This is a genomic window from Pseudomonas sp. F-14 TE3623 (genome assembly GCF_053629015.1).
The window spans coordinates 6,722,515-6,740,828 of sequence record NZ_JBRJHM010000001.1; the positions used below are offsets into that span (position 1 = coordinate 6,722,515).

Consider the following 18,314-nt stretch of genomic DNA (forward strand, 5'->3'; position numbering starts at 1 on the left):
GGCTGTATATGGATTTCGCTTGCTGGAGCCGCCAATGTCTTTACGACCACTCATTTTGCTCAGTCTTTTCAGCCTGTTGGTGGCCTGTGGCAGCGATGCGCCCAAGCCCCAGCCGCCAACGCCCGGCCCTGCACCGCAACAGGCGCAGAAGAAAGCCAAGGCGTCGGCCGAGCTCGGCCCCCTGCCGGCATATCAACGTGAATTGAGCGGCACCCTGCAGGGCGTGCCGGCCGGTGCCGAAGTCGAACTGGCGTTGCTGGTGATCGACGAAAAGGATCGTCCGCAACTATTGCTCGCCAGTTCCAACCTGATCGGTACCAATCAAGTGTTGCCGTTTCGCCTGCGTTTCAACCCTGAATCCTTTCCGGCCGGCGCCCGCGTCGAGCTTCGCGGCCGCGCCAGCCAGTCCGGGCAGTTGATTCTGCATCTGCCGGCGCAAATGATCACACAGCCAACCACCCAGGCATTGGGTCAGCTGCAGTTCGTCAAAGCGCCATGATTGCACCGCTCGACCTGCAACAGGCGTTAAGTGAACTGCTCGGCGATGCACAGCTTGTAGCCTGTGAGTTACCCGGCACCGAGCTGAAACTCTGGCTGATCGACGGCGACAACATGGACCGTGCCTTCAGCCCGGAAGAAACCCGGCGGATTCTCCACGAGCCGCCGTATTGGAGTTTCTGCTGGGCCAGTGGGCTGGCCGTGGCTCGTTATCTCGCCGAGCACCCGCAATGGGTCGAAGGTAAACGGGTGCTGGATTTCGGCTCCGGCTCCGGGGTGGCCGGGATTGCGGCGGTGAAAGCCGGGGCACTGGAAGTGGTGGCCTGTGACCTGGACCCGCTGGCGATTGCCGCGTGTCGGGCGAATGCCGAACTCAATGGCGTGCAACTCAGCTACTCGACGGACTTTTTCGCCGAGGCTGATCGGTTTGATCTTATTCTGGTGGCCGATGTGTTGTACGACCGGGCAAACCTGCCGTTGCTCGACGAGTTTCTCAGCCGTGGCTGGGAAGCATTGGTGGCGGATTCGCGCGTGAGGGATTTTCGCCATCCGTTGTATCGGCGCATTGAAATGCTGGAAGCGATGACCTTGCCGGATCTGGCCGAACCTGAAGAGTTTCGGTATGTGAGCCTTTACCATTCCACCCGGACATGATCGTTCCCACGCTCCGCGTGGGGAATGCAGCCCGGGACGCTCCGCGTCCCAAAGCGGACGCAGAGCGTCCATTGAGGCATTCCCACGCAGAGCGTGGGAACGATCAACGTTACGACTTTCAGCAGCCCCCCGCCAAGCCTTATAGTGACCACATTCACGCTTTTACGAGATCCCCCATGAGTCAGGAAACGCCGTACATTTTCGACGCCACGACTGCCGATTTCGACCAGTCGGTGATCGAGAACTCTTTTCACAAACCGGTGCTGGTGGATTTCTGGGCCGAATGGTGTGCGCCGTGCAAGGCCTTGATGCCGATGCTGCAAACCATCGCCGAGAGCTATCAGGGCGAGTTGCTGCTGGCCAAGGTCAATTGCGACATCGAGCAGGACATTGTTGCGCGCTTCGGCATTCGCAGCCTGCCGACTGTGGTGCTGTTCAAGGACGGTCAGCCAGTGGACGGTTTTGCCGGTGCACAACCGGAATCGGCTGTGCGCACGATGCTCGAACCCCACGTGCAAATGCCGCCGCCCGCTGCGGCCGACCCGTTCGAACAGGCTCAGGCGCTGTTTGATGAAGGCCGTTACGCCGACGCTGAAGCCACGCTCAAAGTGCTGCTGGCGGAAGACAACACCAACGCCAAGGCGCTGATTCTATATGCCCGCTGCCTCACTGAGCGCGGCGAACTGGGTGAAGCGCAAATCGTACTCGACGCGGTCAAGACTGATGAGCACAAGGCTGCGCTGGCCGGCGCCAAGGCGCAGATCCAGTTTCTCGGTCAGGCCAGGGATTTGCCGGATGCGGCAGACCTGAAAGCGCGTCTGGCGAAAAATCCGCAGGACGATGAGGCGGTCTATCAACTGGCGATCCAGCAACTGGCCCGCCAACAATACGACGCTGCGCTGGATGCCTTGCTGAAACTGTTCATCCGCAATCGCAGCTACAGCGAAGGCTTGCCGCACAAGACCTTGCTGCAGGTGTTCGACCTGCTGGGCAACGATCACCCGCTGGTGACCACGTACCGTCGCAAGTTGTTTGCTGCGCTTTATTAAAATCAAAAGATCGCAGCCTTCGCCAGCTCCTACAGGGGGAATACAAATCCCGTGTAGGAGCTGGCGAAGGCTGCGATCTTTTTTGTGGCTTACTCGATCCAGCCGTGTGAACCCGATTCCTACGCTGGTTCGATCCAGTGGTACAGCGGCGTATCCCCGCCGCTCACCACTTTGACGTTTGCGCAGTGGCGCAAGCGCACCAACAAGCGTTTGCCCGCCGCAGCGCTGCCGGTCAGCCCTTCCAGTTGCTCCAGCAAATCCGGCCCGCTCAATTGCCCGGCCTTGCGCAGCAACTCTTGGGCGATCTGCCACAGCGCATCGTCCTGATTCACCGGTTTGGCGGGCGCAACACTCGCCTCGGGTTTTGCTGCCTGCAACTGCGCACCGAGCTGTGCCCAGTCGCCCTCATCCAGTTCCAGGGTCAAACCCACCGGCCAGTCGCCGATGCTTCCGCGTATTCGCAACATAAGTCTGCTCCTGCACATACCTGACTCGCATGCTCCCATGGGTCTTGCGCAACGCCAAGCAGACGGTCAAACTCTCGGCGATTTCGTTATAAGATTACATAACAAATTTTTCATTTTACTTTTCGGAGACCCGCCATGCGCCGTCTGCTGCTCGCTTTGCCGTTTGCCTTGTTGCCGCTGGCTGTCGCCCATGCGGCGGTCGAGCATGATCACGATCATGATGAACATGGCAGCCTCAGCGCCCACGAACATGGCGTCGGTCGCCTGAACGCGGCGCTGGATGGCCAGACTCTGGAGCTTGAACTGGAAAGCCCGGCGATGAACCTGGTGGGTTTCGAACACGCCGCCACCACCGACGCCGACAAGGCCAAAGTCGCCGCCGTCCGCGCGCAGCTGGAAAAACCGTTGGTGCTGTTCAACCTGCCGAAAGCCGCCGGTTGCGTGGTCGCGACTCAGGAACTGGAAAGCCCGCTGTTCGGTGACAAGCCGGATGCCGATGACCATGACGAAGAAGACGCCAAGGACGGTCACGAACATCACCAAGATCACAGCGAGATCCATGCCCATTACCAATTCAGCTGCTCGGCCCCGGGCGCGCTGAAGACCCTGGATTTGGCGAATATCTTCAACACATTCCCGGCCACCCAGAAAATTCAGGTACAACTGATCAGCCCGAGCGGGCAGCAAGGGGTTGAAGTGACGGCCAAGGCTGCCGCCCTGAAATTCTGATCCGACACCAATCCAATGTGGGAGCAGGCTTGCTCGCGAAGACGGCAGCACATATAGCAATGATGTGACTGAAATACCGCTTTCGCGAGCAAGCCCGCTCCCACAGGGTTCACCACCAACCTGACCGGTTTCACATGACCCAAGCACTCATCGAACTGTCCGACCTGGGCTTCAGTTGGCCCGGTCATCCGCCGCTGCTGGACATCCCGGCGTTTCGCCTCATGCCGGGTGAAACCCTGTTCCTCAAAGGCCCCAGCGGCAGCGGCAAGACCACCCTGCTGGGCCTGCTCGGTGGCGTGCAAAAGCCTGATCACGGCAGCATTCGCCTGCTCGGCCAGGAACTGACCGAGCTTTCTGCCGGCGCGCGCGACCACTTCCGCGTCGATCACACCGGCTACATCTTCCAGCAGTTCAACTTGCTGCCATTTCTCTCGGTGCGTGAGAACGTTGAGCTGCCCTGTCACTTCTCCAAGCTGCGGGCCGAACGGGCGAAACAGCGTCACGGCAGTGTCGATCAGGCGGCAGCCACCCTGCTCGCCCACCTGGGTTTGACCGATCAAAGCCTGCTCAGCCGCCGCGCCGATTCGCTTTCCATCGGCCAGCAGCAACGGGTCGCCGCCGCGCGTGCGTTGATCGGTCAGCCGGAACTGGTGATCGCCGACGAACCGACCTCGGCGCTGGACTACGACGCCCGCGAGAACTTCATTCGCCTGCTGTTCGCCGAATGCCGCGAAGCCGGGTCGAGCCTGTTGTTTGTCAGCCATGACCAGAGTCTCGCGCCGCTGTTCGATCGCCACCTGTCGCTGGCCGATCTCAATCGCGCCGCCACCCCGTCCGAGGTCTGAGATGTATTTGTTTCGTCTAGCCATGGCCAGCCTGGCTAACCGTCGCTTCACCGCGATCCTCACCGCATTCGCCATCGCCCTGTCGGTCTGCCTGTTGCTGGCCGTGGAGCGGGTGCGCACCGAAGCCAAGGCCAGTTTCGCCAGCACCATCAGCGGCACCGACCTGATCGTTGGCGCGCGTTCCGGTTCGGTGAACCTGCTGTTGTATTCGGTGTTCCGCATCGGCAACGCCACCAACAACATCCGCTGGGACAGCTTTGAACATTTCGCCAACAACCCGAAAGTGAAGTGGGCGATCCCGATGTCCCTCGGCGATTCTCATCGCGGATACCGGGTGATGGGCACCACCGAGGCGTACTTCGAGCATTACCAGTACGGCCATCAACAGCACCTCGAACTGGCCGACGGTCGCGCCTTCGCCAGCGATCCGTTCGAAGTGGTGCTCGGCGCCGAAGTGGCCGATGCACTGCATTACAAGCTCGGCGACAAACTGGTGCTGGCCCATGGCGTGGCGGTGATCAGCCTGGTCAAACACGACGACAAACCGTTCACCGTGGTCGGCATTCTCAAACGCACCGGCACCCCGGTGGACCGCACGCTGCACATCAGTCTCGGCGGCATGGAGGCGATTCACGTCGACTGGCACAACGGCGTGCCGGCGCGCGGTAATGGTCGGATCAGTGCCGATCAGGCGCGCAACATGGACCTGACGCCACAAGCGATCACTGCGTTCATGCTCGGCCTCAACAGCAAGATTTCGACGTTTGCGCTGCAACGGGAGATCAATGAATTCCGTGGCGAGCCGATGCTGGCGATCCTGCCGGGCGTGGCATTGCAAGAGCTGTGGAGTTTGATGAGCACGGCGGAAAAAGCCTTGTTCGTCGTCTCTCTGTTCGTGGTGCTGACCGGGTTGATCGGCATGCTCACGGCGATCCTCACCAGCCTCAATGAACGGCGCCGCGAGATGGCGATTCTGCGCTCGGTCGGCGCTCGGCCGTGGCACATCGCGACCTTGCTGGTGCTGGAAGCCTTTGCCCTGGCGTTGTCCGGAGTGATTGCCGGTGTGGCGTTGCTGTATGTGTGCATTGCCGCAGCTCAGGGTTACGTGCAGGCGAATTACGGCTTGTACTTGCCACTGGCCTGGCCGAGCGAATATGAATGGACGCTGCTCGGTGGCATCCTGATCGCCGCGCTGCTGATGGGCAGCGTGCCGGCCTGGCGCGCGTATCGCCAATCCTTGGCCGATGGCCTGTCGATCCGACTATGAGGACATTAATGATGCCCCGCGCTGTGCTTGCGCTATTGATGCTGGTTGCCCTTCCGTTGTGGGCGGCCGAGCCGAAGGACCTGACCTGGTCGGAAATGATCCCGCCGGATGCTGCGCCAGAAGTGCCGAACATGACGCCGCTGCATGACCTGTCGAAGATGAGCGATGCGTTATCCGCAGAATCGGCTCCAGCGGCCAAGCAGGACATGCCGAACGCGCCGGTGGTGAAGAGCCTCGACGGCCAGAATATTCGTTTACCGGGGTACATCGTGCCGCTGGAAGTCAGTGAAGAAGGCCGCACCACGGAGTTTCTGCTGGTGCCGTATTTCGGCGCCTGCATCCACGTACCGCCGCCTCCGTCGAACCAGATCGTGCATGTCAAAAGCGAAGTCGGCGTGAAGCTTGATGAGCTGTATCAGCCGTACTGGATCGAAGGTGCATTACAGGTGAAAGCGTCCACCAGCGAGTTGGCGGATGCCGGGTATCAGATGGAGGCGGACAAGATTTATGTGTATGAATTGCCGGAATGATCCGGCAGTTCTGTGTTGTCTGTTCAATCGCCATCGCGGGCAAGCCCGCTCCCACAGTGTTCTCTGTTGTTCACAAATATTGCATTCACAGAAGATCCCTGTGGGAGCGGGCTTGCTCGCGAAGGGGCCTTCGAAGGCTGCGCAAAAAACAGGGCCATCACTGTTTCATTGAGCTGAGTCAAAAGACCGTATCAGTTGGATCCCTACCATTGGACATCGAACATTTTTAACGTCCTTTGGAGCTCCCATGCACAAGTCCTTGCTCTGCGCTTCGCTGTTCGCCCTCGCGCTCGCAGCCCCGCTCGCCCATGCTCACACCGCCGGTGACATCATCGTTCGGGCCGGTGCGATCACCGTTAACCCGGAAGCCGACAGCTCCAGCGTCAAGGTCGATCAAGGCCCGTTGAAGGGCGCCGATCTGGGTGGCAAGGCCACCATGAGCAGCGACACGCAACTGGGCTTGAACTTCGCCTACATGATCACCAACAACCTGGGGATCGAATTGCTCGCGGCCTCGCCGTTCGAGCATGACGTGAAGCTCAAAGGCACCGCCCTCGGCGCCGCCAACGGCAAACTCGGCACCCTGAAACACCTGCCGCCAACCCTGAGCCTGGTCTACTACCCGCTGGACGCCAAGTCCGCGTTCCAGCCGTACATCGGCGGCGGTATCAATTACACCTGGATCTACGACGAGCACGTCGGCAGCGAAGCCGCCGCCAATGGCTTCAGCAACTTCAAGGCGGATAACTCCTGGGGTCTGGCCTGGCAGGTCGGTGCCGACTACATGCTGACCGACAACGTAATGATCAACGCCCAGGTCCGCTACATCGACATCGACACCACCGCGACCGTGGAAAACAACGCCGTCGCACCGGGCACCCGGGCCAAGGTCGACGTTGATGTGGACCCGTTCATTTACATGGTGGGTTTGGGTTACAAGTTCTAAACCCGCTGCAAAAAAAAGGCGCCTCGACAGGCGCCTTTTTCATTGATCGTTCCCACGCTCCGCATGGGAACGATCTATCGTCCCAGCAACCGCGCCAGGCCGACGCTCATCGGTGTTTGCTCCGGGTAGGTAAACCGCTCCAGTAAACGCCGATTATTCGCGCGTGAATGGCGGATGTCACCGGAGCGCGCCGGGCCGTAGCTCACGGGCGGCAGCTTGCCGACCACCGCTTCAAGGGCTGCAAGCATTTGCTTGAGGGTCGTCGCCTGATTCCAGCCGACATTCACCGCGCCGACTTCGACCTGTGGCTTCTCGATGGCTTGCACCAACACGTCCACCAGGTCCTCGACATAGACAAAATCCCGAGTCTGCTCGCCATCGCCGAACACGGTGATCGGCAAGCCTTTCTGCGCGCGCTCGCTGAAAATACTGATCACCCCGGAATACGGCGAGGACGGATCCTGGCGCGGGCCGAAGATGTTGAAGAAGCGGAAAACCACCGGTTCCAGACCATGCTGGCGACGATAGAAATCGAAGTAATGCTCGCTCGCCAACTTGTCTGCCGCGTATGGCGTTAACGGTGCCTTGGGCGTGTCTTCGTCGATCGACTCGCCTTCGCCATTGTTGCCATAGACCGCTGCGCTGGACGCGTACAGCACTCGTTTGACGCCGGTCTGACGCATGGCTTCACAGACATTCAGCGAGCCGATGAAATTGCTCTGATGGGTCTTCACCGGGTCATCCACCGAAGCCTGCACCGAGGCCACCGCAGCCAGGTGCGCCACAGCGCTGCAGCCAACCATCGCCTGCGCCACCAGTGCGGCATCGGCGACGTCGCCCACGATCAGTTCGATGAGGGGATTGTCCAGCGGCAGGTTGCTGCGTTTGCCGGTGGAGAGGTCATCGAGAATGCGCACCGAGTGACCCTTGGCGAGCAAGGCGTCGGTCAGGTGCGAACCGATGAAACCGGCGCCGCCGGTGATTAAAACAGGGCCGTCAGCCATGGCGATAAAACCTATCCAGTAAGCCCGGGAGTGCCGCGCGCCAGGCGCGGGGCTTGATCCCGAAAGTGTGCAGAATTTTCTTGCAGGCCAGCACCGCGTGTTGCGGCTCTTCAGCGGCGTCGGGCCGTGCGGCGTGAGCCTGGGCGGTCGGTGCCTCAATGGCCAGCGGATGCAGGGCGCGTGCTTCGGTGAGAATCGCCTGCCCCAGTGCCAGCGGCGTGGTCGCCTCATGCCCGGCGTAGTGGTAAGTGCCCCACAGCGGCGCGGAGCAATCGAGTTGCTTGAGCACCGAAATGATCACCCGGGCGGCATCGTCCACCGGCGTCGGATTACCGCGACGATCATCGGCCATCAACAGTTCTTCAGCTTTCTCGGCCCGGCTCAGGAATCGCCCGAGGGTGCCGTCGGGGCTGTCATCGAGCAGCCAGCCGAAACGCAGCAGTACGTGCTGCGGACAAGTGGCGCGCACGCTTTGCTCGATTCGCCACAAGGCCTGGCCGCGCAGGCCCAGCGGTACCGGTTCGTCTTTTTCGCTGTAGGCGGTCGCCCGGGAGCCATCGAACACGCGATAACTCGACGGTTGCAGCAGCACAATGTTGTGATGCTGGCACAGCTCGGCCAGCCGTTCGACGGCTCGCTCCTGCCCGGCCAGACGCTGTTCGCTGACGGTCTCCGCCTGGAACCAGTCAAAATAGTAGGCGAGATTGATCAACGCATCCGGACGGGTATCGTCGAGCAGTTGCGTCAGGCTCGCGGCGTCCCAGCCGTCTTGCGGTGGGCGGGGGGCGAGGAAACCGATGTCTTCCTCCGCACCGAGGCGAATCAGCGCCTGCCCAAGGGCATTTCCGCCGCCCAGTAACATAAGGCGCATTCGCATAGAGTCAGCAGGCCCAGTCTGATTGGAACGATGGCTTTATCGACAGCGCCCGCAGGCGATTTCGTCAATAGTTGCCGGAATCGTTGCATTTTGCGGGTTTAGTGCGCAACCGTCATCCGTAAAGTGTAGTTCCGTCGGATTGGGTTGACCCTGCTGGCCCCTTCGCGAGCAAGCCCGCTCCCACATTGGATCTCCTGTGTACTCACATTTTGTGACCGACACTGTTCAACTGTGGGAGATTCTATGGTTGAAGGGAAGCCCTCAACCAGCTTTGGGTTGATATTCGCTCTGTCCTTTCAGTAGAGCGAATACGATCCGAGCAAGCTTGCGAGCCAGTATCACCAGCGCCTGAGTGGTGCTGAAACCTCGAGCTCTTTGCTCTTCATAAAAGCCTTTCCAGGCTGGCGTACGGCTGGCCGACATAGCTGCATTGTGCAGAAGCCGGCGAGCTTCCGGGTCACCTCGCTTGGTCAAGCTCCGGCGCCCGTCTTTTTGCCCTGACTTCGCCACCCGCAAATCCATTCCCAGAAAGGCAATAAAGGCATCTGCGTTTCTGAAGTCGCCCCGCTGAAACGCCGTGAGCAAGCGGGCTCCGGTCAGAAATCCAATGCCTTCAACTTTCAGGCAACGCTTCAACTGACCGAGCAAACCGGCTTCTTTCAGATGATCATTAATCGTCTTTTCGACCAGCGTTTCAAGCTGCTGCATGGCTTTCACTTGCGCGGCGAAAGCAGATTTCAGCAGCGGTTCATTCGCCCAACTTTGCACCAGGCCGACCCGCGCCTGAACCAAGGCTGCGCGACGACGAAAAAGGCTCAAGAGCTGGCGGTACAGCGGTGATGGCGGGGTCCAAGGATGAAGATCATCACCTTCGTTCTTCAGATAGCGGGCGAGCAGTCTGGCATCCAACGCATCGGTTTTGGCGCGGATATTCACCCCTTTTCGGTAATGGCTGAGTTCATAGCCACCCACCATGTAAATCACGCAGCCAGCCTCATAGGCCAGATCGGCGAACTCCAGGTGATAGATATTGGTCGACTCAATGGCTACCGCGACTGTCCCCGACAAGGCTTTCAACCACTGCTTGATGGCAGCCTTGTTGTTGGGAATCTCTTCAAGCAGGTCAAGTTCGGCGTGATAGATCACCAGTTCGTTCTTGGCGACATCCACGCCTACGATTGGCTTTGTGACAGAAACCGGCATTGCCATTGGATTTCCTCCGGGATATGTTTTGAGCACTTGAAGGGCTCACCCAGAGGCGCAGGCTTGTTCCTATCGTCGGTCCTAGCCAGATGCATTCTTTATCGGCGCTTGGGTGAAAGGAGGAGGGGCGAAATCTCCCACGGATCTGTACTGCGTCAACAGTCAGAATCGGGCTTTGTCCCTCCTCCTCCCTTCAAGTCCTACCATACAAGCGGGCTTGCTCGCGAAGGCGGCGGCACAGTCAACATTGATGTTGCCTGATACACCGCTTTTGCAAGCAAGCCCGCTCCCACAGGTTCCTCATCTTAATCAGCCAGAAAATCGTCAGTGGACACCACACTTGCATAAGCAAAACCCAAGGCCGACATGAAGGCGGCGTGAACGTGGTCGGCCGGGACGGTGATGCCGTTGAATTCCAGGTCTCGGGTGGCGCAGGCGTCGTGAATCACCGTGACGGTGTAACCCAAGTCGGCCGCGGCTCGGGCGATACCGTCGATGCACATGTGACTCATGCTCCCGACCACCACCAAGTGCTCGATGCCTTGCTGGTCGAGGATGGCTTCCAGTTCGGTCTCGCGGAACGAGTTGACGAAATGTTTGAGCACCACCGGTTCGTCAGCGCGGTTGAGGACTTTGGGGTGCAGCTTCGCGCCGTCGGAGCCCGGCGCGAAGAACGGTGCGGCGTCGGAGGTGAATTCGTGGCGGATGTGCACCACCTGATCGCCGGCCTCGCGAAATGCCTGAATCAACCGTGCGGCGTTGTCCGCTGCGGCGTCGGCGCCCACCAGCGGCCACTTGCCCTGAGGGAAGTAGTCGTTTTGGATATCGACTACGATGAGTGCTTGCTTGGCCATGACTGTTTCCTCGAAGTGTGTGTTGGGTGTGGAATTAAGTATTGGCGCTGGCCCTCCGTTCGAGGATTGGCCGCACCGACAATAGAAGGGGGAAAACTGACAATGGGTGTAGAAAGGGCAGTCGCCGAACTGGGAGTGCTGATCTATCCCGGTGCGCAGATGGCGGCGGTGCATGGGCTGACGGACCTGTTCGGCGTGGCCAACCGGATCGCCGCCGAGCATCAGGCGGCGCAGCTGCCGTTGCTGCGGGTCAGTCACTGGCAGGTCGATGGCGATCAAGTGCCCGAGCGGGTCTATGACACTCATCCCGGCCCGGCCGGCGCATTGGTCGCCGTGTTGATCCCGCCCTCGATCGGAGGTTTTTCCGAGGGGCAGGCGCCCCAAGGGTTGATTCGCTGGCTTCGTCAGCAACATGCCAACGGTGCGACCCTCGGCGGGGTCTGCGTGGGTTCTATACTGTTGGCCGAAAGCGGCCTGCTCGATGGCCGTAGCGCGACTACCCACTGGACCTCGGCCAAGGCTTTCGCCGAGCGTTATCCGGCGATCAAGCTCAAGGCCGATACGCCCATTGTCGACGATGGCGACCTGATCACCACCGCCGGGTTGATGGCCTGGTCAGAGCTGGGATTGCGATTGGTGAACCGCTTGCTCGGGCCGAGCATTGCCACTGGCACGGCGCGGTTTCTGGTGGTGGAACACAGCGACAGCGCGAGTGCGTGCGGCAGTAATTTTTCACCGATTCTCAACCATGGCGATGCGTCGATTCTCAAGGTCCAGCATTGGCTGCAAAGCACTGGGGCGACCGATGTCTCGTTGACGGCAATGGCCGAGCGGGCGGGGCTGGAAGAACGCACTTTCCTGCGGCGTTTTCGTGCTGCAACCGGGTTGAAACCCACCGAGTACTGCCAGCACCTGCGTGTCGGCAAAGCGCGGGAAATGCTCGAATTCACCAACGGCACTATTGATCATATTGCCTGGACCGTGGGTTACCAGGACCCGAGTGCGTTTCGGGCAACGTTCAAGAAGATTACCGGGCTGGCGCCGAGTGATTACCGGGGGCGGTTTGGTGTGTCTGCGACCGCGGCCGTGGCTCGGTAGCGAGCATCACCACAGATCTAAAAATGTGGGAGCGAGCCTGCTCGCGATAGCGGTGTGTCATTCAACACAAATATGGAATGTCAGGCCGCCATCGCGAGCAGGCTCGCTCCCACATGAGTTAGGTGGCAGGTTTGAGTCGTGCAAAATGCCGGGAGCATTGAAAGGTGTCGTGCAGAATAAAACAGGCCTTGTGCCACCGCACATTTCGCAATTGGCTGATTTAAAGACTGTTTTTCTCCAGCCGCCATTGGCCTGATCTCTGCACCTCCTTGAGCTACATTTATCAAACGCAGATTGAAGGGGAACGCATGACCCCAACAAATCGCAACAAACTGGTACTCGCCCATTCAGTGCGACCCAGTGCCTCGCTTCACGAAGTCGAAACCAATCGCGCGTTGGCCCGTTGGCTGGCGCAGGTTGTGGGGCTCGAATACGGCGGCAGTTACGACCCGCAGCTGCATCGCGGCCGGGATATTTATCTGTTGCCGACCCAAACGCTGGTGGGCGTTGCTGCCGCCCGGCAGCTGGGCGTCAAAGGGCCGGAGGACTTATGGGGCGGTTACGTCGACCACGATTTCATCTGCACCAAAGCCATCAGCCATGGATTGTTGAATCGCTATGCGTTCGCGCCCGAAGGCTGGTCGTCGTTGTTTTCCGAACGGGTACGCAGCGTCGTGCTCGATGGCCTCAGCGTGTTCTCCCTGGAGGATGCTCGCCCGGCGGCGGAGCACCTGCTCTACAGCGGTCCGATCCGCATGAAACCTATTCATGCCTGCGCCGGACGCGGTCAGGAAGTAATCAAAAGCCTCGATCAGTTCGACGCCATCCTTGCTCGCCCCGATGCCAAAACATTGTTCACCGAAGGTGTGGTGCTGGAACAAGACTTGATCGAGGTGGTCACCCATAGTGTCGGTCAGAGTTTTATCGGCGACAAAGTGCTGAGTTATTGCGGTGATCAATACTTGACCGAAGACGGTCAGGGCGAGCAGGTTTATGGAGGGTCCAATCTGTTGGTGGTGCAGGGTTATTACGAGGACCTGCTGGCGCTGGAACTACCGGAAGACACGAGGCTGGCGATCCAGCAAGCGCAGGTATTCGACAGCGCGGCCGATGAAGCCTACCCCGGTTTCTACGCCTCGCGGCGCAACTACGACATCGCCCAAGGGCTGGATTGCGATGGCAAACAACGCAGTGGCGTGCTCGAACAATCCTGGCGCCTGGGCGGTGCCAGCAGTGCTGAAGTCGCGGCACTGCAGAGCTTCGTCAACAACCCCGGCTTGCGCGCGATTCGCGTGTCGTCGATCGAAACCTATACCGATCAACCTCTGCCGGCCAACGCCATTGAGGTCTACCGCGGGCCAGCGGAACACAGTGACTTTCTTCTCAAGTACGTAACGGTCAAATCCTATGACGGCTAGAAGCGAAACCATTCAGATCGACATCGACGATGAACAGATGAGCGGAACCTTCCTCAGCCCCAAATCGAAAGTCCCGGGTGTGCTTTTTGTTCATGGCTGGGGTGGTAGTCAGGAGCGCGACCTGGAGCGCGCCAAAGGCATCGCCGGGTTGGGTTGCGTGTGCCTGACATTCGACTTGCGCGGCCATACTGGCGGGACCGGTATTCCGTTATCTCGGGTAACCCGCGAAGACAATCTGCGTGACCTGTTGGCGGCCTACGACCGCTTGCTCGCCCATCCGGCGCTCGACACGTCGGCGATCGCCGTGGTCGGCACCAGTTATGGCGGTTATCTGGCCTCGATCCTGACGTCGTTGCGACCGGTGCGCTGGCTGGCGTTGCGGGTGCCGGCGTTGTATCGAGACGACTTTTGGCACACACCCAAGCGTGAGCTGGACAAGCTCGATTTGCGCGATTACCGCAGCACGCGGGTCAGCGCCGACAGCAATCGCGCGCTGCATGCCTGTTCGCAATTTACCGGGGATGTGTTGCTGGTGGAGTCCGAGACGGACGCCTATGTGCCCCACGCGACCATCATGAGTTACCGCGCGGCGTGTCAGCAGACCCACTCGCTGACTCACCGGATTATCGACGGTGCCGATCACGCCTTGAGCGAGCCTGTCTCACAACAGGCGTATACCAGCATTCTGGTGGGCTGGATCACGGAAATGGTGGTGGGCGAGCGGTTGAGCATTATTCAGTCGAGTTAGATTTGCAGTGTTCTTGCGATCATTCGCGAGCAAGCCCGCTCCCACATTTGATCCGCACTGCCTGTCTAAGCGCTATCAATGTGGGAGCGGGCTTGCTCGCGAAAGCGGCATCCGTTTCAACCAATCTCTCAAGAAGGTTTCTTCTGGATCCGCAACGACTTCGCCTTGGCTTCCACCACCAGGTACATCACCACGGTAATCAGCAGCGGCAGGAGGAAATAGATCGCCCGATAAGCGAGCAACCCCGCCACCAGGCTTCCTCGTGAGGCCTCGTGTTGCAGCAACGCCACGAACACCGCCTCCAGCACGCCGAGCCCGGCCGGAATGTGGGTAATAACTCCGGCAAAGGCGCTGATCAGCAACACGCCAAGCACCAGCGGATAGTCCAGCTTGCTCGGCAGCAGGGTGAAGATTACCGCCGCCATCAGCGACCAGTTGAGCGCGCCGAGGGCCAGTTGCAGGACCGCCATGTGCAGCGACGGCAGATTGATTTCCACGCCGCGAATTGACCATTGCCGTCGCCTGGAAAATCGACAGGCTGCCAGATAGCCCGCGCTTATCAGCAGTAATAACACGCCCACGCCTTGCAGGGCGCCGCTGCTCAATTTCCAGCCTGGGGGCATTCGCACCAGTCCGCTGCTGAACACTGTGCCGGCAATCACCATGTAGCCGAACCAATTGGTCGCCAGGCTCAGCCCGAGGATTTTCGCGATGTTGCTTTTGCTCACGCCGAGCCGCGAATACAACCGATAACGCATGGCGACCCCGCCGACCCAGGCGCTCAGGTTAAGGTTGAAGGCATAGCTGATGATGCCCACTGGCAGGATCTGCCGCCAGGTCAGGTCCTGTCGAATATAGGTGCGACCGATCAGGTCGAAACAGGCGTACACCAGAAAACTCAGCAGCGTCAGCCCGGACGCGATGATCAGTGTGCGCACTTTAAAGTCGGCCAACGTATCGAACACTTCGCCCCACTCGATGCGTTGGGCAAGCATCGTGAACAGCACAATCAACGCCAGAAAAAACAGCATCGTCAGCGGCTTTTTCCAGCGGTGCCAGTGGGATTTTCGCGGCGTGTCGGAGTGAGGCGCAGGCTGCGCTTCAGAATGCCTCATGCCTTATCGCTCCCGGTCGGATGGATGAAGGGTTTCAGGCGCGGTTTATGCGCCGGCAGCCAACCGGCCCAGGCCGGGAAATGCCGCAGGACGTGAAACACCAGAAAACCGATAGTCATGTGCCAGATCCGCCCGCGAGGCGCCTTGTCCGTCGACATGACCTTGCAGTGGTTGCTGCTCAATTCGTCGAGACGCTCGAACAGGTCACGGTTGAAGGCGCGGTCGCGGATCAACACGTTGGCCTCCAGGTTCAGGGACAGGCTCAGCGGGTCGAGGTTACTTGAACCGACGGTGCTCCAGTCCTCGTCGACCAAGGCGACTTTGCCATGCAGGGGACGGTCGCAATATTCGTAAATCGCTACCCCGGCCCGCAGTAGATAATCGTAGGTCATGCGCGCGGCGAGCCTGGCCACGCGCAAATCCGGCTGGCCCTGAAGAATCAGGCGCACCTCGACCCCTCGCCTCGCCGCGTTGCGGATCTCCCGCAGCAGCCGATAGCCTGGAAAGAAGTAGGCGTTGGCGATGATCACGCGATGCCGGGCGCCGCGCAGTACTCGCAAGTACACCTCTTCGATATCGCCCTGGTGTTCGGCATTGTCGCGATACACCAGCCGTACCTGACCATCATGATCGCTGACCGCCAGTTCCGCGCGCCTCTGTCTGCGGCGTTGCCACCAGTATTTGGCCCGGGCCGGGCGACCGCTTTGCAGCAAGGCGAAATGATGAATATCGGCCACCGCCGGGCCTTGCACTTCAACCGAATAATCCTGTTTGGCTTCAGGGCCGAAGTCGGCCAAATGGTCGGCGGAAAAGTTGATTCCGCCGAGGAACGCAATCGTGCCGTCGACCACCACAATCTTGCGGTGCAGGCGGCGGAACCAGTTGGTGCGGATGCCAAAGTGACGCGGGGCGGGGTCAAATATTTGCAGGCGCACACCTGCATTGCTCAGGGCCGCGAGGAACTCCGTACTCAATTCGCCACAACCAAAACCGTCGAGGCTGACGGTGATGCGCACGCCGCGTTGAGCCGCTTCAATCAGGATTTTTTGCAGCTCATTACCGACCTTGTCCTCGAACACAATGAAGGTTTCCAGCAGGATTTCACTCTGGGCCTGGCGCAGCACTTCAAATACCCGTGGAAAGTATTCCTCACCGTTCTCCAGCAATTGGACCCGGTTGTTACGGTGCCAACCGTATTCGATATTAACGACCGCCGGCTCACGCACGGGCGGAGGTGCGGAGACGTGTTCGATCGTGGTTTTTTCCATCAATGGGCCGGTCATAGCTCGATCTCCACCGATAGCGGTGCATGGTCGGAAAGGTGTGACCAGGGCCGTGCCGCCAGTACTTGCGGATGGCTGGCCTTGAGGTTGCGCACGTAGATGCGGTCCAGGCGCAACGCCGGCAAACGCGCCGGGAAACTACGCGCCGGTTTGCCATGCAGCTCGGCAAAGACTTCACGCAAGCCGCAGGGCTTGAGCAGCGCATCAGCGCGCAGGCGCCAATCATTGAAGTCGCCGGCGATCACCACCGGGGCATCCTCCGGCAACTCTTCCAAACGTTGGGTCAGCAGCTTGAGTTGTGCCGTGCGGTGACTTTCGCGAAGCCCCAGATGGACGCAAATGGCATGCACTTCCCGGCCATCGCCGGGCATCCGTAACACGCAATGCAGGATTCCACGGTTCTCATGGCCGTGGATGGAAACGTCGAGGTTGTCGTGGCGAATGATCTGGAATTTCGACAACAGCGCATTGCCGTGATCGCCCGCTGGATAGACCGCGTTGCGCCCATAGGCAAACTGCGGCCACAAGGTATCGGCAAGGAATTCGTACTGAGGCATCGCCGGCCAATTGAGGTAGCGCTGCGGGTGATATTCGTGAGTGCCATGCACTTCCTGCAAAAACACCACATCGGCGGACACACTGCGTACTGCTTCGCGCAACTCGGGCAGGATGAAGCGTCGGTTGAGCGCGGTGAAACCCTTGTGGGTGTTGACCGTCAGCACGGTGAAACGGCTCACGGCGCTGATGATGGGTTGCTGTTCATCCGTTGTGCCGACCGGTTCGGGAACGCTCATGGCAGCACTCCTTCGGCAACTGGCTCACCGGGGACGGTGGCAAGGTCCTTGTCGAGATGGAAACGCTCAAGCAGGCGGCGGGCATCGAAGGGCGCCCGGACTTTGATGTCGTTATCGAAATAGCAGAACACTTCCCGGGATCTGCGTGTCTTGGGTTTTTGCCGGGGCGCGATCAATTGCGGATCTGCCGGTTGCTGTCCGTGATACCAGGCATCGATCCGGTCGCCCCAGCGTTTCAGCGCTTGTGGGGTGTAACCGCTGGCGTAGAGTTCTTCGGCACCGTGCAGGCGCAGATAGACGAAATCGCTGGTGAGGTCTTCGCGATACGGCCATTTGCCGGCGGTATCAGCGATGACCAGCGCGGTGTTGTAGCGTTTGAGCAGCCGGACGAAGGCGGGATCGACAAAGCTTTCGTGGCGAATTTCCACGGCATGGCGCAGCGGTTTCTTGCCGTAGGCCTTCATGCTGGCGTGACCGTTCAAACGCGGCTCATGCTGGCGGGCGAGGGCGGCGGCTTGTTCCGTGTCGTGGGGTAATTGTTCGAGAAAGCTTTCGAACAATTCCGGGTCGAATTTGAAGTTGGGTGGAAACTGCCAGAGGATCGGGCCGAGTTTTTCCTTGAGTTCCAGCACCCCGGAGGCAAAGAAATTCGCCAGCGGCTTATGAATGTCTCGCAAGCGCTTGATATGGGTGATGAAACGCGGCGCCTTGACGCTGAACACAAAGCCCGCCGGGGTTTCGTCGTACCACTGGGCATAACGCTCGGGCCGTTGCAGGGCGTAAAACGATCCATTGATTTCGATGCTGTTCACTGCCCGTGAAGCGAATTGCAATTCGCGCTTCTGGGTCAGCCCCTTCGGGTAGAACTCCCCCCGCCAAGGCGTGTAGCGCCAGCCTGAAATACCAATATGAATCGCCGCCATGTCGCCTCCCGT

20 protein-coding genes are annotated in these 18,314 nt (G+C 59.8%); 11 read left to right on the forward strand and 9 right to left on the reverse strand.

Features of this window, described 5'->3' with window-relative positions; translation table 11 throughout:
- The first annotated feature begins 34 nt into the window (after positions 1-34).
- The 3 genes from AB7M29_RS31110 (at position 35) to trxA (ending at position 2,201) form a co-directional block, all read left to right on the forward strand.
- On the forward strand, positions 35-499 hold the full coding sequence (locus tag AB7M29_RS31110; RefSeq protein WP_123359061.1) for a YbaY family lipoprotein: 465 nt from the start codon (positions 35-37) through the stop codon (positions 497-499).
- The gene (locus AB7M29_RS31115) at positions 496-1,152 is read left to right on the forward strand and encodes a class I SAM-dependent methyltransferase (RefSeq protein ID WP_454248669.1); all 657 of its coding nucleotides are present in this window, start codon (positions 496-498) and stop codon (positions 1,150-1,152) included. The genes AB7M29_RS31110 and AB7M29_RS31115 overlap by 4 nt, the downstream gene beginning before the upstream one ends.
- Positions 1,153-1,328: 176 nt before the next feature.
- Positions 1,329-2,201, forward strand: coding sequence for a thioredoxin (trxA, locus tag AB7M29_RS31120; protein ID WP_454248670.1), 873 nt, complete (start codon positions 1,329-1,331; stop codon positions 2,199-2,201).
- Between the two features lie 119 nt (positions 2,202-2,320).
- On the opposite strand, the gene AB7M29_RS31125 is transcribed toward trxA, so the two are convergent.
- Positions 2,321-2,668 carry a hypothetical protein gene (locus tag AB7M29_RS31125; RefSeq protein ID WP_454248671.1) on the reverse strand — a complete coding sequence of 116 codons (348 nt, stop codon included), beginning with the start codon at positions 2,666-2,668 and terminating at the stop codon, positions 2,321-2,323.
- 135 nt (positions 2,669-2,803) lie between these two features.
- Here AB7M29_RS31125 and AB7M29_RS31130 point away from each other — a divergent pair, with 135 nt between their 5' ends.
- From AB7M29_RS31130 to AB7M29_RS31150, 5 genes are all read left to right on the forward strand, one after another.
- Positions 2,804-3,397 carry a DUF2796 domain-containing protein gene (locus AB7M29_RS31130; RefSeq protein WP_454248672.1) on the forward strand — a complete coding sequence of 198 codons (594 nt, stop codon included), beginning with the start codon at positions 2,804-2,806 and terminating at the stop codon, positions 3,395-3,397.
- 134 nt (positions 3,398-3,531) lie between these two features.
- The gene (locus AB7M29_RS31135; RefSeq protein WP_052967069.1) at positions 3,532-4,242 is read left to right on the forward strand and encodes an ABC transporter ATP-binding protein; all 711 of its coding nucleotides are present in this window, start codon (positions 3,532-3,534) and stop codon (positions 4,240-4,242) included.
- A gap of 1 nt (position 4,243) precedes the next feature.
- On the forward strand, positions 4,244-5,509 hold the full coding sequence (locus tag AB7M29_RS31140) for an ABC transporter permease (RefSeq protein WP_052967068.1): 1,266 nt from the start codon (positions 4,244-4,246) through the stop codon (positions 5,507-5,509).
- An 11-nt stretch (positions 5,510-5,520) separates the two neighbouring features.
- Positions 5,521-6,039, forward strand: a complete 519-nt coding sequence (locus tag AB7M29_RS31145) for a DUF3299 domain-containing protein (RefSeq protein WP_217858227.1) — start codon at positions 5,521-5,523, stop codon at positions 6,037-6,039.
- Between the two features lie 247 nt (positions 6,040-6,286).
- Positions 6,287-6,985, forward strand: coding sequence for an OmpW/AlkL family protein (locus tag AB7M29_RS31150; RefSeq protein ID WP_217858200.1), 699 nt, complete (start codon positions 6,287-6,289; stop codon positions 6,983-6,985).
- 74 nt (positions 6,986-7,059) lie between these two features.
- Here the strand turns inward: AB7M29_RS31150 and AB7M29_RS31155 are convergent, their stop codons facing one another.
- The 4 genes from AB7M29_RS31155 to AB7M29_RS31170 all read right to left on the reverse strand — a co-directional run bounded on the left by AB7M29_RS31155 (position 7,060) and on the right by AB7M29_RS31170 (position 10,923).
- Positions 7,060-7,989 (reverse strand): NAD-dependent epimerase/dehydratase family protein, encoded by a 930-nt coding sequence (locus AB7M29_RS31155; protein WP_454248673.1) that lies wholly within the window; start codon positions 7,987-7,989, stop codon positions 7,060-7,062.
- Entirely contained in the window at positions 7,982-8,866 is an 885-nt protein-coding gene (locus AB7M29_RS31160) for a sugar nucleotide-binding protein (RefSeq protein WP_217858202.1), read from the reverse strand. Before AB7M29_RS31160 ends, AB7M29_RS31155 begins: the two co-directional genes overlap by 8 nt.
- Before the next feature lie 261 nt (positions 8,867-9,127).
- Positions 9,128-10,075 (reverse strand): IS110 family transposase, encoded by a 948-nt coding sequence (locus AB7M29_RS31165; protein ID WP_217858081.1) that lies wholly within the window; start codon positions 10,073-10,075, stop codon positions 9,128-9,130.
- A gap of 299 nt (positions 10,076-10,374) precedes the next feature.
- Positions 10,375-10,923, reverse strand: a complete 549-nt coding sequence (locus tag AB7M29_RS31170; RefSeq protein WP_454248674.1) for a cysteine hydrolase family protein — start codon at positions 10,921-10,923, stop codon at positions 10,375-10,377.
- Between the two features lie 102 nt (positions 10,924-11,025).
- Here AB7M29_RS31170 and AB7M29_RS31175 point away from each other — a divergent pair, with 102 nt between their 5' ends.
- The 3 genes from AB7M29_RS31175 (at position 11,026) to AB7M29_RS31185 (ending at position 14,187) form a co-directional block, all read left to right on the forward strand.
- Entirely contained in the window at positions 11,026-12,021 is a 996-nt protein-coding gene (locus AB7M29_RS31175) for a GlxA family transcriptional regulator (protein ID WP_454248675.1), read from the forward strand.
- A 308-nt stretch (positions 12,022-12,329) separates the two neighbouring features.
- Positions 12,330-13,439, forward strand: a complete 1,110-nt coding sequence (locus AB7M29_RS31180) for a DUF3182 family protein (RefSeq protein WP_217858208.1) — start codon at positions 12,330-12,332, stop codon at positions 13,437-13,439.
- Positions 13,429-14,187 carry an alpha/beta hydrolase family protein gene (locus AB7M29_RS31185; protein WP_052967059.1) on the forward strand — a complete coding sequence of 253 codons (759 nt, stop codon included), beginning with the start codon at positions 13,429-13,431 and terminating at the stop codon, positions 14,185-14,187. The genes AB7M29_RS31180 and AB7M29_RS31185 overlap by 11 nt, the downstream gene beginning before the upstream one ends.
- Before the next feature lie 128 nt (positions 14,188-14,315).
- On the opposite strand, the gene AB7M29_RS31190 is transcribed toward AB7M29_RS31185, so the two are convergent.
- From AB7M29_RS31190 to AB7M29_RS31205, 4 genes are read right to left on the reverse strand one after another with little or no spacing between them, the layout of a single operon-like run.
- On the reverse strand, positions 14,316-15,302 hold the full coding sequence (locus tag AB7M29_RS31190) for a lysylphosphatidylglycerol synthase domain-containing protein (RefSeq protein ID WP_217858207.1): 987 nt from the start codon (positions 15,300-15,302) through the stop codon (positions 14,316-14,318).
- Positions 15,299-16,585, reverse strand: coding sequence for a cardiolipin synthase ClsB (gene clsB, locus AB7M29_RS31195; protein ID WP_217858206.1), 1,287 nt, complete (start codon positions 16,583-16,585; stop codon positions 15,299-15,301). The genes AB7M29_RS31190 and clsB overlap by 4 nt, the downstream gene beginning before the upstream one ends.
- Positions 16,582-17,379, reverse strand: a complete 798-nt coding sequence (locus AB7M29_RS31200) for an endonuclease/exonuclease/phosphatase family protein (protein WP_123720577.1) — start codon at positions 17,377-17,379, stop codon at positions 16,582-16,584. Before AB7M29_RS31200 ends, clsB begins: the two co-directional genes overlap by 4 nt.
- Positions 17,376-18,302: a DUF72 domain-containing protein gene (locus tag AB7M29_RS31205; RefSeq protein WP_454248676.1), complete on the reverse strand. Its 927-nt coding sequence runs from the start codon at positions 18,300-18,302 to the stop codon at positions 17,376-17,378. The genes AB7M29_RS31200 and AB7M29_RS31205 overlap by 4 nt, the downstream gene beginning before the upstream one ends.
- Positions 18,303-18,314: the final 12 nt, after the last annotated feature.

Coding starts and splice junctions, on each gene's coding strand:
- AB7M29_RS31190 (WP_217858207.1), bottom strand. CDS start 15,302: ATGAGGCATTCTGAAGCGCAGCCTGCGCCTCACTCCGACACGCCGCGA.
- AB7M29_RS31135 (WP_052967069.1), top strand. CDS start 3,532: ATGACCCAAGCACTCATCGAACTGTCCGACCTGGGCTTCAGTTGGCCC.
- AB7M29_RS31160 (WP_217858202.1), bottom strand. CDS start 8,866: ATGCGAATGCGCCTTATGTTACTGGGCGGCGGAAATGCCCTTGGGCAG.
- trxA (WP_454248670.1), top strand. CDS start 1,329: ATGAGTCAGGAAACGCCGTACATTTTCGACGCCACGACTGCCGATTTC.
- AB7M29_RS31205 (WP_454248676.1), bottom strand. CDS start 18,302: ATGGCGGCGATTCATATTGGTATTTCAGGCTGGCGCTACACGCCTTGG.
- AB7M29_RS31180 (WP_217858208.1), top strand. CDS start 12,330: ATGACCCCAACAAATCGCAACAAACTGGTACTCGCCCATTCAGTGCGA.
- AB7M29_RS31140 (WP_052967068.1), top strand. CDS start 4,244: ATGTATTTGTTTCGTCTAGCCATGGCCAGCCTGGCTAACCGTCGCTTC.
- AB7M29_RS31165 (WP_217858081.1), bottom strand. CDS start 10,075: ATGGCAATGCCGGTTTCTGTCACAAAGCCAATCGTAGGCGTGGATGTC.
- AB7M29_RS31115 (WP_454248669.1), top strand. CDS start 496: ATGATTGCACCGCTCGACCTGCAACAGGCGTTAAGTGAACTGCTCGGC.
- AB7M29_RS31155 (WP_454248673.1), bottom strand. CDS start 7,989: ATGGCTGACGGCCCTGTTTTAATCACCGGCGGCGCCGGTTTCATCGGT.
- AB7M29_RS31110 (WP_123359061.1), top strand. CDS start 35: ATGTCTTTACGACCACTCATTTTGCTCAGTCTTTTCAGCCTGTTGGTG.
- AB7M29_RS31200 (WP_123720577.1), bottom strand. CDS start 17,379: ATGAGCGTTCCCGAACCGGTCGGCACAACGGATGAACAGCAACCCATC.
- AB7M29_RS31175 (WP_454248675.1), top strand. CDS start 11,026: ATGGGTGTAGAAAGGGCAGTCGCCGAACTGGGAGTGCTGATCTATCCC.
- clsB (WP_217858206.1), bottom strand. CDS start 16,585: ATGACCGGCCCATTGATGGAAAAAACCACGATCGAACACGTCTCCGCA.
- AB7M29_RS31185 (WP_052967059.1), top strand. CDS start 13,429: ATGACGGCTAGAAGCGAAACCATTCAGATCGACATCGACGATGAACAG.
- AB7M29_RS31145 (WP_217858227.1), top strand. CDS start 5,521: ATGCCCCGCGCTGTGCTTGCGCTATTGATGCTGGTTGCCCTTCCGTTG.
- AB7M29_RS31125 (WP_454248671.1), bottom strand. CDS start 2,668: ATGTTGCGAATACGCGGAAGCATCGGCGACTGGCCGGTGGGTTTGACC.
- AB7M29_RS31150 (WP_217858200.1), top strand. CDS start 6,287: ATGCACAAGTCCTTGCTCTGCGCTTCGCTGTTCGCCCTCGCGCTCGCA.
- AB7M29_RS31170 (WP_454248674.1), bottom strand. CDS start 10,923: ATGGCCAAGCAAGCACTCATCGTAGTCGATATCCAAAACGACTACTTC.
- AB7M29_RS31130 (WP_454248672.1), top strand. CDS start 2,804: ATGCGCCGTCTGCTGCTCGCTTTGCCGTTTGCCTTGTTGCCGCTGGCT.